Annotated in this window: 12 protein-coding genes; 3 read left to right on the forward strand and 9 right to left on the reverse strand. The window is 33.8% G+C overall.

Going from position 1 to position 13,707, the window contains the following annotated elements; all coding sequences use genetic code 11:
• Nucleotides 1-84: 84 nt before the first annotated feature.
• Together C8J95_RS04165 and C8J95_RS04170 are read left to right on the forward strand one after the other, a co-directional pair.
• Nucleotides 85-2,226: a TonB-dependent receptor gene (locus tag C8J95_RS04165; RefSeq protein ID WP_107808878.1), complete on the forward strand. Its 2,142-nt coding sequence runs from the start codon at nt 85-87 to the stop codon at nt 2,224-2,226.
• A 111-nt stretch (nt 2,227-2,337) separates the two neighbouring features.
• A complete protein-coding gene (locus C8J95_RS04170; protein WP_107808879.1) occupies nt 2,338-3,684 on the forward strand; it encodes a DEAD/DEAH box helicase in 1,347 nt (448 codons plus the stop codon).
• Between the two features lie 92 nt (nt 3,685-3,776).
• Here the strand turns inward: C8J95_RS04170 and C8J95_RS04175 are convergent, their stop codons facing one another.
• From C8J95_RS04175 to C8J95_RS04215, 9 genes are all read right to left on the reverse strand, one after another.
• Nucleotides 3,777-4,583, reverse strand: coding sequence for a patatin-like phospholipase family protein (locus C8J95_RS04175; protein WP_107808880.1), 807 nt, complete (start codon nt 4,581-4,583; stop codon nt 3,777-3,779).
• 41 nt (nt 4,584-4,624) lie between these two features.
• Nucleotides 4,625-5,473, reverse strand: coding sequence for a hypothetical protein (locus C8J95_RS04180; RefSeq protein ID WP_107808881.1), 849 nt, complete (start codon nt 5,471-5,473; stop codon nt 4,625-4,627).
• A 57-nt stretch (nt 5,474-5,530) separates the two neighbouring features.
• A complete protein-coding gene (locus tag C8J95_RS04185; protein ID WP_107808882.1) occupies nt 5,531-6,373 on the reverse strand; it encodes a hypothetical protein in 843 nt (280 codons plus the stop codon).
• 55 nt (nt 6,374-6,428) lie between these two features.
• Complete coding sequence (locus C8J95_RS04190) at nt 6,429-7,088, reverse strand: GDSL-type esterase/lipase family protein (protein WP_107808883.1); 660 nt, start codon at nt 7,086-7,088, stop codon at nt 6,429-6,431.
• Between the two features lie 5 nt (nt 7,089-7,093).
• Nucleotides 7,094-8,257, reverse strand: coding sequence for an iron-containing alcohol dehydrogenase (locus C8J95_RS04195; RefSeq protein ID WP_107808884.1), 1,164 nt, complete (start codon nt 8,255-8,257; stop codon nt 7,094-7,096).
• Nucleotides 8,258-8,389: 132 nt separating this feature from the next.
• Nucleotides 8,390-8,881 carry a hypothetical protein gene (locus C8J95_RS04200; protein ID WP_107808885.1) on the reverse strand — a complete coding sequence of 164 codons (492 nt, stop codon included), beginning with the start codon at nt 8,879-8,881 and terminating at the stop codon, nt 8,390-8,392.
• Nucleotides 8,882-8,919: 38 nt separating this feature from the next.
• Complete coding sequence (locus C8J95_RS04205) at nt 8,920-9,636, reverse strand: phytanoyl-CoA dioxygenase family protein (RefSeq protein ID WP_107808886.1); 717 nt, start codon at nt 9,634-9,636, stop codon at nt 8,920-8,922.
• 61 nt (nt 9,637-9,697) lie between these two features.
• Nucleotides 9,698-10,135, reverse strand: coding sequence for a DUF6326 family protein (locus tag C8J95_RS04210; protein WP_107808887.1), 438 nt, complete (start codon nt 10,133-10,135; stop codon nt 9,698-9,700).
• A gap of 103 nt (nt 10,136-10,238) precedes the next feature.
• Nucleotides 10,239-10,772 (reverse strand): GNAT family N-acetyltransferase, encoded by a 534-nt coding sequence (locus tag C8J95_RS04215; RefSeq protein WP_107808888.1) that lies wholly within the window; start codon nt 10,770-10,772, stop codon nt 10,239-10,241.
• A 366-nt stretch (nt 10,773-11,138) separates the two neighbouring features.
• On the opposite strand from C8J95_RS04215, the gene C8J95_RS04220 reads away from it, so the two are divergent.
• On the forward strand, nt 11,139-13,676 hold the full coding sequence (locus C8J95_RS04220) for a phosphoenolpyruvate carboxylase (protein WP_107808889.1): 2,538 nt from the start codon (nt 11,139-11,141) through the stop codon (nt 13,674-13,676).
• Nucleotides 13,677-13,707 lie beyond the last annotated feature (31 nt).

Here is a 13,707-nt window from a genome sequence, read left to right on the forward strand (position 1 = left end):
TACTGAAGCTTATAAAGCAAGGTTTTATTTAAAAAGTGTTAAATTTGTTTATTCTAAATAAGAACAATTACACACTACTACTAAATGAAAAAAACACTACTATGCTTAGGGAGTGTATTCCTTGTATCGGGAATTGCAAATGCTCAGAAAAATGTTATTAAAGTAAATGATTCTGTTAAACAAGGTAGACTTGATGAAGTCATTATAACAGCAACGAGGACACCAGAGATAATAAAAAAAACAGCCTCAACAGTACATATTATCAACCGAAAAGAAATTGAAGAGCAAGCTGCAATTTCTCCGGATCTTAGTAATATCCTTGCTTATCAGGTTCCTGGATTAGCATTTGGAAATAACCTCGTTGGAAACAGAGGACAAACATTACGGGGGAGAAATGTATTGATAATGATAGACGGGATTCCACAATCCAGCCCACTCCGGAATAACGACAGAGAGATTAGAAGTATAGATCCTTCTGTACTTGAAAGAATTGAAGTCGTTAAAGGTGCAACATCTATTTATGGAAACGGTGCAGAAGGAGGAATTATTAATTATATAACTCAAAAAGATAATTCGAAAAAAACAATATCCGGAAAAACTGTCTTAGGATTCACAGGACACGAATTATTCAATAACAAGATGTTTAAATCCGAAGGAGGGGCCGGATATAGAGTATCACAGAGCTTTTATGGAAAATTGGGCAAATTTGATTATCTGGTAAACGGAACTTTCACAGAAAATGGTGTTAAGATTGATGGAGAGGGTTTGGTTCAAAATCCCAGATATGGACTTGGGGAAACAAAAGTGAATAACGCCTTTGCAAAATTGGGTTATTCATTTAATGATAAAAGTAGAATAGAATTGATGTACAACTATTATTCTAGTTTACAAGATTCTAAATATATTCTGGATAAAGGAAAATATGGTGTAACACCATCAACAGGTAAAATAGGAGAAGGTCTTGGTGTAAAAGAAGGAACTAAATACAATCATAACGCATATCTGAAATACACTAATGCTTCCATATTCAGAAATACATCATTCAATGCGTCTGTTTATTTTCAGGACTTTTATACGATTTACGACTACAGAGAAGCTCCCCGTTGGAAAACAGGCGGACAATCTGCAATTCTGGAAAAGAAATATGGTTTCCGGACCGACTTTAATACAGAATTCAGAAAAGACGGTATATTAAAAGCTTCTCTTACTTATGGTATTGATCTACTGAATGAACATACTACGCAGCCATTAGTAGATGGCAGAGTATGGGTTCCTGAGTTGAATATGCTGGCATTTGCGCCTTTTATACAAAGCAAACTATATCTTACAGAAGATTTAACAGTAAAAATGGGGAGCCGCTGGGATTTAATGAATATAAAAGTTCCGGATTACACAACGCTTCCTTCCGGAAAAGACAGTGCTTTTAATGTACAAGGAGGAAGTCTGAAGTATAAGAATTTTTCATACAATGCTGGACTTAGTTATACTGCTTTTAGCTATTTCCAGCCATTTACATCCTATTCCAGAGGATTCAATATTTATGATCTTGGACGTGTACTGAGAGATGCTAAAAGTAATGTGCTAAACGAAATTAATACAGAACCCGTTGAAGTAGACAGCTATGAAATAGGTTTCAATAGTAAAATAGGAAAGATTATAGACTTTTCTGCGAGTTATTTTTATAATTACTCTAAGCTTGGAGCAGATTTAGTTTCTGTGAATGGTTTTTGGACACCATTGCGAGCGCCACAATATATTAGTGGAGTGGATCTTGTAATGAATATTTATCCGACAAGAGGATTGAATATAGGAGTAAATTATACTTATCAGGAAGGGAAAGTAGATGTAAATAATGACAATACCTATCAAAAGTATCTGAGTGGGCTGAGGATTGCACCGCCAAGATTAAATTCTTATGTCAAATGGATGTCTGATGACAAAAAACTGAATATCGGTGTATACCATATGTACTCATTCAAAAGAGATCGTTTTTCTCCGGATAAATCAGGAAAGTATGAAGAAGGTGAAGGACCTGTAGAATCTTTCAATCTGTTCAATTTTCAGGGAAGTTACAAATTTAATCAATTTATAATGTTAGGGCTGGGAGTAGAAAACCTGTTTAATAAGACCTATTTTACCCCTACATCCATGTACACTGCAAGGGATGCTGAATATGTGAGAGGTAATGGGAGATATTATACATTGACACTGAGTTTCAGATATTAATTTGATTAACAAAAGCAGGTATTACAATCAGTATATGGATATAGAAATAGTGAAAAGAGAAACTTAGTGCTAAAATTTCGGTTTTCATATACTGATTCATATCTTTGCAAAATGATAACATTTGAGGATTTCGAATTACCGAAAAATCTTTTTTCGGCATTAGAGCAAAACGGAATAACTGTACCAACCCCTATTCAGCTGAAGAGCTTTAAACCTATTTTGTCCGGACGCGATGTTATGGGTATTGCACAAACGGGTACAGGTAAAACCCTGGCTTATTTATTGCCAGTTCTCAAAATGTGGAAATATTCCAAAGCCGACAACCCTACAGTACTGGTTTTAGTACCTACTCGTGAACTTGTTGTACAGGTTACGGAAATACTTGAAAATCTAACTGAAAACATGACAGCTCGTGTTATAGGTATTTATGGTGGTAAAAATATTAATACACAGAAATTGTTGTTTGACAATGGTTGTGATATTTTGGTAGGAACACCTGGTCGAGTACTAGATTTAGCAATAGATAATGCAATAAGCCTAAAAGATGTACGTCATCTTGTTATTGATGAGTTTGATGAAATGCTAAACTTAGGATTCCGCCCACAGTTAACTCACATCTTTGAAGTAATGCGTCAGAAGAGACAGAATATATTATTCTCTGCAACGATGACGGAAGCTGTTGATACGATGCTGGATGAATATTTTAACGGTCCTGAAGAAATAAGCTTAGCAAAATCGGGAACTCCACTAGAAAAAATTACTCAGCAGGGATATAAGGTCGAGAACTTCAATACTAAAATCAACTTGTTAAAACATCTTTTGGAAAGTGATGAAAGCATGTCTAAAGTATTGGTTTTTGCTAATAATAAGAAACATGCAGATTATCTTTTCAATACGTTAGACGAGTTGTATCCGGATCAGTTTGATGTAATCCACTCCAATAAATCTCAGAACTACAGGCTAAGAGCCATGCGTAAATTTGAAGATGCCGAAGTGCGTGGCCTTATTACAACAGATGTAATGGCACGTGGTCTAGATATTTCAGATATTACCCATGTATTCAATTTTGAAGTTCCAGAGGTTCCAGAACAATATATTCACCGTATCGGTCGTACGGGTCGTGCTGATAAAGATGGTACAGCAATTTCTTTCATTACTAAAAAAGAAGAAGCTTTGCTATTGGAGATTGAAGTTTTAATGAATAAAGAGCTTCAGTTTCTCGATTTCCCTGAGGAAGTAACTATTAATCCTAAAAAAATCGAATCTGAGAAAGAAGAGGTTAAAATGAAGAATCCTACCAAAGCTCCGGATATTACGCAGGGTGGTGGAGCATTTCATGAAAAGAAGGATAAGAATAAAAAGATTAATCTTGGTGGACCTACTAAAAGAAAACCACCTAAAACAAAGCCTGCTAACAGAAATCAGCAGAAACAAAAAGCCAAAAGAAATAAGAGATAATAACAGCTCAAATAAAAACCGTGTAAGAATTTACACGGTTTTTTATATTGGAGATTATAGAATATTTTAACTGAAAAATCTCTGATGTTTCTTTAGTGTTGTGTAAAATAATTTTTTAGCTGCTCCCGGGCACATTTTCTACCATATTCAATTTGACTCTGAGCTTTATAGAACTCATACAATTCACAGGAATAACGGGAAATATTAATCATAAAATCAGGAGCATGTTCTCTAAGATTAAAATTACCAATAGTTTCAATCATCAAAGATATAGTCCGGTTAGTCAGTCTAAGCATTCCCAGCTTAGATGAAGGCGTAGGAAGAGCTTTTCCTTCAAAAGGAATTCTGGCATTAACGTTTACTGCGAGTATTTTATCTTCCGGATTAGTTTTTATTGCATAATCAATCGGAATGTTATTCAGAACACCACCGTCTACCAAAACCATATTGTCTTTTATAACCGGCGTAAAAACAGAGGGAATAGCTATAGATGCTCTTATAGCATCATAGATATTACCTGAATTAATATAGACAGGCTGATGTGCCTGTATGTCTGTCGCTAGACATGCAAATGGAATTTTAAGGTCCTCAATATTTTTTCCGGGAACAGCCAGACTTAGGATATTCAGGATTTTTTCACCTTTAATGAAACCACCGTTTTTGAATGAAAAATCTATAAGCCTTAAAAAGCTGTAACGGTTAAGCTTTACTATCCATTCTTTAAACTCCTGAAGTTTGCCCATGGCATATATTCCTCCAACTAATGCACCCATGGAAGTACCAACAATACTGTTTATTTTAAAGTTTTGCCTCTCCAGTTCTTCGATAACACCTATATGGGCTAAGCCTCTTGCACCACCACCGGAAAGGACTAAGGATATATTTTTGTTGACTTCCATAACTTTGATTTTATAATGCTTTTGTTTATTGCATTAAAATATTATTCCAGAATTAAATTACCACTAGAATCATAAGGGAAAGGCCATTTGTCTTCTGATTCCTTATATGGAATTCCGTTCATACCATAACTCATTTCTATTCTGGATCTGAAATTGTTTTTAGATAAGCTTCTTTCAAAATAATCATTGAGAATACCCAGCTTTGTAAATGGGTTTTTACTGGTATCATAATCACCAAAAGTTACTTCTTTAATCTTATCTACTGAATTTATGCTTCCGGTTTTGTGACTGGTTGTTACTATTTTCTGAAGATTACTGTTTGAATCATATATATAATCTTCAACAATAGTTTCAATGTATTCCCAAGGCTCCAAAGTATTAAATAATTTGTTAGGGTATGTTGTTTCTCTTTTTACTAAAGTTTTATTATTATAAAAATACTTTATTCTTTTATCATATTTGGGATTATGATTCAGACTGGGAATATTTTTTTCTATAATCTGGTTATTATTGTTAAATAGAATATTTTCTTCAATATCAATTATAGTAGAATTAGGATCTTTTATATCAATTTTTTTTGTAGAGGCAGATGAGTTATTGTATTTTATGATTATAGCTACCCTATCGGTAAATATATAACTGTATGTAGATGGCTGTAAAACTGACCCAATTCTTTTTGTTATTCTGTTCTTTGAGTCATATTCAAATTCAAAATAACTGTTTACTTCCGGACCGGAGGCTGATATATTATATCCCTCAGGAGAAAATACCGGATTAAGTCTCTTAACAAGGAATTCCTGTTCAGTCTTAATATCAGATTCATTATCACTGTTACGACAGGAAAATAATAAGATGAAAATTGAAAGAAGATAAAATAGATTTTTATTCATATGATTTTTTATTATTGTATATATGTCTGATGATTAATCTTGTAATATATTAAAGTGTTATTCTATAATTAAATTACCTTTAGTGTTATACATGAAAACCCAGGTATTTTCCGATTTATCTCTAGGAGTACCATCTATATTATAACTGATTTCTGATCTGGATCTAAAATTATTTTTAGACAAACTTCTTTCAAAATAATCATTGAGAATGCCCAGTTTTACAAACGGATTTTTACTGGTATCATAATCACCGAAAGTTATTTCTTTAGTCTTGGTACTGGAGTTTACGTTCCCGGTTTTATGACTGGTTGTTACTATTTTCTGAAGGTTATTATTAGAATTATATATATAATCTTCAACAATAGTTTCAATATAATCCCAAGATAAAGAAGGATCGTATGACCTATTAGGGTATGTAGTTTCCCTTTTTATTAATACTTTTCCATCATATAAGTATTTAATTTTTTTATCCATTCTGTTACTGTATTTTGCTGGAATATATTTTTCAATAATTTGGTTTTCATTATTGAATTTAAAATCCTCCTTAATATCGATTATAGGATAATCAGGAATTATAGCAATGTTTTTTATAGATGCGGATGAATTGTTATATTCGATAATTGTAGCTATTTTGTCTGTAAAACCATAAAAAGGTCCTGCTGAAGAAATAATAAGCCCAATTCTTTTTGTTAATCTATTTTTTGAATCATATTCAAGTTCAAAGTTCTTTTTTGTTTCAGAATTAGGAGGTAACATCATATGTCCCTCAGGAGAGAATAATGGACTGATTTTTTTGACAAGAATTTCCGGCTCAGTCTTAATATCAGATTTATTATCATCGCTACGACAGGAAAATAATAAGATAAAAATAGGAAGAAGATAAAATAGATTTTTAGTCATATGATTTTTTCGCAAAAATATAAAGAAAAATGCTCCTATCAGGAGCATTTCGTAATTATTTTAAGTAAGGCGCTATAGCTTTTTCCCATACAGCATAACCCGATGGCTTCATATGGAGCATATCATCCAGAAATATATCCTTTCTTATAACACCATTTTTATCATTCATTGCTTTAGTAATATCAATGTATGACGTATTTTTCTGACTTTTCAAAAAAGTTTTTATTTCCTTATTAGCCTGCTGCATTTGCGGCCAGTAGTCTTCTCTGGAAGGAGAGTGCTTAATGGAAATGTAAGACACGTTAATTTTAGGATAATACTGTCTTATTTTACCGTAGAATGTTTTAAACCGTGCAACCACAGTATCTGCAGATGGCTTGTCCTCTGATACAAAATCATTGTCACCACAATAAACGACAATTTGTTTAGGGTTATAAGGCTTCAGAAGATCATCTGCAAAGTAATTCAGGTCAGATAACCTTGACCCCCCGAAACCTCTGTTAATAATTTTTTTCTGAGGAAAATATTTAGCAATGTCCAACCATTTGGTAAAAGTAGAACTGCCGATAAATAATATTGCATTTTGAGGAATTCCGTTTAAGCTGTCCCTCTTTTTAAATTCCTGAATGTCGTGCCAAAACATTCTCTTTTCTTGCGCTTGCAATGTTACTGAGAGTAATATTACAAACGCAAATATCATTTTTAATCTCTTCATATTTCCTAATAGCTCATTTCAACAATTTTTTTAGCATCGGAAGGCGTTAGTTTTTTATGCTCCCCAATACCTGCCATATTTCTACTGATAAAGGCACTTTCAACTTTTTCTGCAGTTCCGTTATATGCCTCTGTATATTCTGAAAGTTTAGTTAGTATTCCCAAAGAGTGGAAGAATTCCTCCATTTTTTCAATGGCTTTTAATGCTTTCTCTTCCGTTGTTCCCTCCGTGATATTCCATACTCTTTCTCCATATTGAGCCAATTTTTCTTTTTTAGACTCCAGGTTATAACGGTAATGGCTAGGTGCAATAATCGCTAATGTACGTGCATGGTCTATACCGTAGTATGCCGTAAGTTCGTGTCCCATAGCATGTACGGCCCAGTCTGAAGGAACGCCTTGTTGGATTAATCCGTTAAGAGCCATAGTACAGCTCCACATAAAGTCACCAGCGGCTGTATAATCAAATTCTTCCTGCATAACCTTAGGTGCAATTTCCTGTAACGATTGCAAAATACTTTCTGCAAATCTGTCCTGTAATGTAGCACCAATAGGATAGGTCATGTATTGTTCCATTACGTGAGTGTATGCATCGGTGATACCATTGGCAATCTGATTTTTCGGAATAGAGCGAATAACCTCAGGATCAAGAACAGAAACTTGTGGAAATAATCCTGGTCCGCCAGAAGATAATTTCTCCTGAGTAGCTCTTCTTGAAATAACATATCCGGAATTCATTTCCGAACCTGTAGCTGGTAAAGTAAGTACTGTAGCGAAAGGTAAAGCTTGCCCTTCCATGGTTCTTACCGAATTTCTAAGGATATCCCAAGGCTCTCCATTGTATTTTGCAGCAGCAGCAAGATATTTGGTTCCGTCAATAACCGAACCTCCACCAACGGCAAGAAGATAAGTAATATCCTTTTCTTTGATAAACTGTAAAGCTTCCATTAGTACTTCATATTCCGGATTAGCAGGAATGCCACCGAATTCTTCTACCTGATGATTCGCTAAGGTGTCTTTTACCTGTTGATATACACCGTTCTTTTTAATGCTGCCACCTCCATATAACAGAAGAATTTTAGCATCTGAAGGAATCTCTTTTCCAAGTGAAGCGATTTCACCCTTTCCAAAAATAATTTTGGTTGGATTTTTATATTTAAAATTTAGCATAGGATTGATTTTACCAAACAAATGTAGGGCTTTATTTTAAGGCTTTAAATCAGATTATGTTGAATTTTGCGAATATTCAGACTTATAAAATCTATATTATGAAACTATATAAATAATACGAAAAGGGGGTAGCTAAAATTCTTGTGCTTTTCTTTTTTCAGACTTATAATTAATCCATGAAACTGTAAAATTGATTCCAATAATTATAGTAATTATTAAAAATAGAATATTCCACAGGTCTATATTTGTTGCTATAAAGAATAGTACTATTTGTATAATCAAACTGATTAGTGTTATAATAGCAAATTTTAGATGGTTTGATCTTGTTTTGTAAAAGAACGGAATATGACCACCTAAATAATGTCCCGGATTTAAGCTGTTTCTATTCCATTCATCATATTCTTCCATAAAATTTTCTTGATCTATTGTTTTGCTCTCATTAATATTCTCCTCATTAACGATTAGTATTGCTTTATTGAAGTCATTATCTTCTACAAAAAGAGATTTATTTTCGTAATCAATTATAGCAGATATCTTATTTTCCTGTAGAATATCTTTTAAGTATTTTGCATTTACTAAATATTCATATTGGAAAATTTTTTTTAGATTCTTCTCTGCATGCATTATTATTCGTTTTTTATAAGTGTAAAATATGTGAGCAATTAGTTTAATTTTTCAGACCATCTTAAAGGAGCAGGAAGACCTACATTCGAGAATTCGATATGAATAACTCTTCTTTTTCTATTATTGATCGTTCTGCCTGAGCTGTGTAATAAAAGAGGTTTCATAATCATAATTCCACCTTTGCTCACACTGCAGGTAGATTCCTTTTCCGTTTTCCAGTCAATGGTTTCCGGTCTGTATATGCCTTTTGAGTGAGATTTTTCAATAACTTTTAATGCACCGTTTTCAGAATTTGTATTGTCAAGATGAATTCGTATTGTAAAAAGATTCTGTAAAATTTCGAGTGGAGGCTGTACAGCATACTGATTTTGTTTTGTCGTCCATGGACCGAAATTTTCCATTTCTGCTTTCTTATCAACAGAAATAGTCAGATCCTGATGATAGGCTACATACCAGTTTGAAGATTCAGGTTTGTCAAAATAGATACTTTTTACAACAAAATAGTCTGAACCAAATATTGTATGGATTATATAATTTAATCTTTCATTGAAAATTAAATCATGGGTCTCTGGAACTTCCTTCAGGAATTGCCTGATTGCAAATAAATCTTTTGATTTTCTAAAAGTATCTTTAGAATTGTCAGCCTGTTCAATTTTTTCAAGAATAGCCTGTACTTCTTCGTCTGTATAAACTTGATCAATGGTCGTAAAACCTGATTCCTGAACTTTATTTTTATGAGTATCGTATTGTTCCATTTTCTTTATAGACTTATAAATACTATTATGAGCTAAAATAAGGAAAAATGCCTCTCCTTGCTTAACTTAATTTCTGCTTAGGCCATTTCCATGCATATAAAACAATCAGAATTGTAATAGCGCTTTCCGTTAATGCCAGGAATACATAAAATGCTCTCCACGCATCTAAAGAAGTAACAGCAATGAGCAGCATAACCAAAGTAAAAAATATTCCGAAAATAAGATTGAGCAATCTGTTGAGTTTTGGCTTCAGAATAACAGATAACCCAACCATAACAGCCGGAATAGCTAATAATAGACTGGCTCCGAATAATTTTTGAGGATCATTGAGAAGGTTGTGCCCATCAATAAGCCCTTTAACTTTTCCGGGAACGTAGAGTTCAAAGTAATCTCCATATAAATAACATAATGTAACAGAAACCCATAATGCAGCCAGTTTAATCTTTACATCAATTTTTGAATCTTCTAAATTGGTTTTGTGAGGTGTTTGAATATTCATACTAAGTTTTTTTAATAAGACAGCTACTGATACATTTAGTTACAGTTATACCATAAAAAAGCCAGTACAAAAGCACTGGCAGTATCATAAATAAGATGTTATATTATTCGGAAAAGGCTTTAGGATAAGAAACTGTTCCTTCAACTCCTTCTAAAGCGCCTTTAATAAGTTCTATAGCCATACAGTTTTCATCGGGAACCTCAAACGGTAATTTAATTCCATATTTTTTGGCTATTTCATAACCGAATCGGGGATAGTAATTTTCATGGCCTAATAAAATAACAGAGCCAAAACCTAATTCCTTAGCTTTTTTATGAGCGGTTTCTATTAGTTTTCCGCCAATACCTTTACCCTGATATTCTGGAAGTACCGAGACCGGAGCTAATGCCAGAGACTCAAATTCTTCGTTTTCGTTATTTACAACTTTAATTCTGGTGAGTAAAATATGTCCTGCAATATTTTGATTTATCTCCGCAACAATAGAAAGTTCCGGAATAAAGGCTTCGGAGTTTCTGAGTCTTTCAACTAAGTATTGCTCGCTGTGATCACTCATTTCTTCTTTTTCAAATGCTCTTTGAATTAGGTTAAATACAGCTGTATAATCGTCTTTATTTTCTTGTCTAAAAAGGATATTCATTTTGATTTTTTTAAATTTTCATTTGCCGTTCAATTAAAATTAACGGCTAAATGCTTGTTAGTATATAATAACTAGAAATCTTCAGGCTGGAAAGCCTGAATAAACAGAAATTGCCATAACCCCGGCAGAAATGTCAGAAGTTATGTATTATGCGGATATCTTCTTAGCGCTAGACATGCTACAAAGGTAATTATTTTCTTTGTGAAGAATTAAATGTTGCCTAAATTTGATAGGTTTAAATATTTTGTCAGAATTTATATAAGTGTATTTTTCGAATAAATAAATTTATAATAAGAAGATTTAGTAAATATTTAAACTATAAAATCCAATAAAAGCCTTAACTTTTCACCAAAATTAATAGTGTTAATGAAGACCAATGAACAAGTAGAAAAATTCAGACAAATTGTAAAAAACAAATTTCAGATCTATAATAGCCTTTTCATGAGCCTTCCATACGATAAAATGACCAATATCGGAATGCTCTTGCCTTTTCTCCATGAAGAGAGTAAAGAAGGCTATGAAAATGGAAAATCTCCGATGGAGGTGATGAAACATTTCTTCGACAGTCATACAGACCTGAAAACAGAAGAGGAGCGAATAGATCTTTTGTTCCGTATTATTCAATATGTAGAAAGACAGGTAGTGCTATTCGACAGTATTGAAGATTCAGCATTTTCTACACTAAATGCCAATACAGATCCCGGAACTGTCCGTAATTTGTATGAAGTTGCATCCCAACAGGGAAAGCTGCAAATTATTAAAGAGAAAATGGAACAATTTGGTGTTAAAGTTGTGTTTACAGCACACCCGACACAGTTTTATTCCAATTCCGTACAATCTATTCTCCATGACCTGAATCAGGCTATAAAGTCCGATTCAGTTACCAATATAGATATGCTCCTGCAGCAGCTGGGGATGACGTCATTTATCAATCAGGAAAAGCCAACACCTTATGACGAGGCTCAGAGTATTATCTATTACCTGCGCTATGTTTATTATGATACTTTAGGTGAGCTGTACCGGGATACCAAACGTATTTTTGATGATGCTAATATAAATCCGCATTTATTCCAATTAGGCTTTTGGCCAGGAGGAGACAGAGACGGAAATCCTTTTGTAACTGCAGAAATTACTCAGAGAGTATCTTCCGAGTTGAGACTGGCTATCCTTAAATGTTATTATGAGCATCTTAAAAAGCTTCGCAAAAGAATTACTTTCCCTAAAGTCACCGAAATGCTGAGACAAATTAGTGAAAGAGTATATCAGAATATTTTTGAGAATAAATACGATCTTACTGCCGGGGAGTTTAAAAAAGCTTTAGAGGATATCCGCTACGAAGTTAAAGAGAAAAATAACGGATTGTTTATTGATAAAATCGACGATCTGATAGGCCGTATAGATTTGTTCGGAATCTATTTCGCATCGCTGGACATTCGCCAGAACAGTAAAATCCATTACAAAGCGCTGGAACAGATTTTTGAAAAAGAATTTGGGAAAGATTATCACACATTGAATGAGGACGAAAAATTGAATCTGCTTCTCAACACTTCTTTACAGGTTGATCCTGAAAATTATAGTGATGATATAGTAAAGGATACGTTGAAAAACATCTACCAGGTAAAAGATATTCAGAAACTAAATGGAGAGCAAAGTATTCACCGTTATATTATTTCGGATAGTTCCTCTATTTATGATGTTCTGAATGTTTATGCCCTATTTAAATATTGTGGCTATGCCGATAAGGATCTAAAAATAGATATTGTTCCGTTGTTTGAAACGATCGAAGGCTTTGAAAATGCAGAGGCAACAATGAACAAGCTTTATAACCTTACTCAGTATAAAGAACATCTGAATCGCCGTAGTGGCAGACAATTTATTATGCTTGGATTTTCAGACGGAACAAAAGACGCCGGATATATAAAAGCCAACTGGGATATTTATACAACTAAAGAAGTATTGTCAAGGGTTTCAGATGAAAATGATATCAAAGTAATATTCTTTGATGGTAGAGGTGGGCCTCCTGCACGTGGTGGTGGGAAAACACACCAGTTTTATGCGGCGCAGGGCAAAAGTATTGCCAATCACCAGATAGAATTAACGATTCAGGGTCAAACAATCACCAGTGTTTTTGGAACGAAAGATCAGGCAACTTTTAACTTTGAGCAGTTGCTTACAGCAGGATTAGAAAACGAAATTTTCCCTCAGGACAAAATAAATCTGAAAGATTGGGAAAGAGCATTACTAAATGAGCTTGCCGGAATTAGCTATCAGAAATATAAAGCACTGAAGGATCATCCTCTTTTTGTGCCTTATCTGGAAGAGGTTAGTACACTGAAATATTATGGACGTACTAATATCGGAAGTCGTCCGAGTAAGCGAAATGATGGACAGCTGGTATTCGAAGATCTAAGAGCAATCCCGTTTGTAGGATCATGGAGCTTATTGAAGCAAAATGTACCCGGATACTTCGGAGTGGGCACGGCTTTACAAAGATTAAAAGAAGAGGGCAGACTGGAAGATCTGAAAAAGCTATATCGAGAATCTATGTTCTTCAAGACGCTTATTCAGAATAGTATGATGTCTATGAGCAAGACCTATTTTCCGCTGACCTATTACTTACGTAATGACAAAGTGTTTGGTGAATTTTGGCAGATTCTGCACAATGAATATTTGCTGACTCATGAAATGCTGTTGGAAATTGCAGATTACAAAGCTCTGATGGAAGAAGAACCCTTGTCTAAGAGCTCAATCAAAATGAGAGAAAATATTGTACTGCCATTGTTAACCATTCAGCAATATGCTTTACAAAAGATTAAAGAAGAGAATCCGCATAAAGAAACCTATGAAAAGATTGTAACAAGGGCATTATTCGGAAACATTAATGCAAGTCGTAATTCAGCATAGATCTTGATAAATAGCAAAAAATAAGCTTACT

This window comes from Elizabethkingia sp. YR214, from assembly GCF_003058195.1.
Classification (GTDB): domain Bacteria; phylum Bacteroidota; class Bacteroidia; order Flavobacteriales; family Weeksellaceae; genus Elizabethkingia.

Excerpts from the sequence above, each read along its gene's own strand:
- C8J95_RS04180 (WP_107808881.1), bottom strand. The coding sequence starts at position 5,473 with ATGAATAAAAATCTATTTTATCTTCTTTCAATTTTCATCTTATTATTT.
- C8J95_RS04175 (WP_107808880.1), bottom strand. The coding sequence starts at position 4,583 with ATGGAAGTCAACAAAAATATATCCTTAGTCCTTTCCGGTGGTGGTGCA.
- C8J95_RS04215 (WP_107808888.1), bottom strand. The coding sequence starts at position 10,772 with ATGAATATCCTTTTTAGACAAGAAAATAAAGACGATTATACAGCTGTA.
- C8J95_RS04205 (WP_107808886.1), bottom strand. The coding sequence starts at position 9,636 with ATGGAACAATACGATACTCATAAAAATAAAGTTCAGGAATCAGGTTTT.
- C8J95_RS04190 (WP_107808883.1), bottom strand. The coding sequence starts at position 7,088 with ATGAAGAGATTAAAAATGATATTTGCGTTTGTAATATTACTCTCAGTA.
- C8J95_RS04165 (WP_107808878.1), top strand. The coding sequence starts at position 85 with ATGAAAAAAACACTACTATGCTTAGGGAGTGTATTCCTTGTATCGGGA.
- C8J95_RS04210 (WP_107808887.1), bottom strand. The coding sequence starts at position 10,135 with ATGAATATTCAAACACCTCACAAAACCAATTTAGAAGATTCAAAAATT.
- C8J95_RS04200 (WP_107808885.1), bottom strand. The coding sequence starts at position 8,881 with ATGCATGCAGAGAAGAATCTAAAAAAAATTTTCCAATATGAATATTTA.
- C8J95_RS04220 (WP_107808889.1), top strand. The coding sequence starts at position 11,139 with ATGAAGACCAATGAACAAGTAGAAAAATTCAGACAAATTGTAAAAAAC.
- C8J95_RS04170 (WP_107808879.1), top strand. The coding sequence starts at position 2,338 with ATGATAACATTTGAGGATTTCGAATTACCGAAAAATCTTTTTTCGGCA.
- C8J95_RS04185 (WP_107808882.1), bottom strand. The coding sequence starts at position 6,373 with ATGACTAAAAATCTATTTTATCTTCTTCCTATTTTTATCTTATTATTT.
- C8J95_RS04195 (WP_107808884.1), bottom strand. The coding sequence starts at position 8,257 with ATGCTAAATTTTAAATATAAAAATCCAACCAAAATTATTTTTGGAAAG.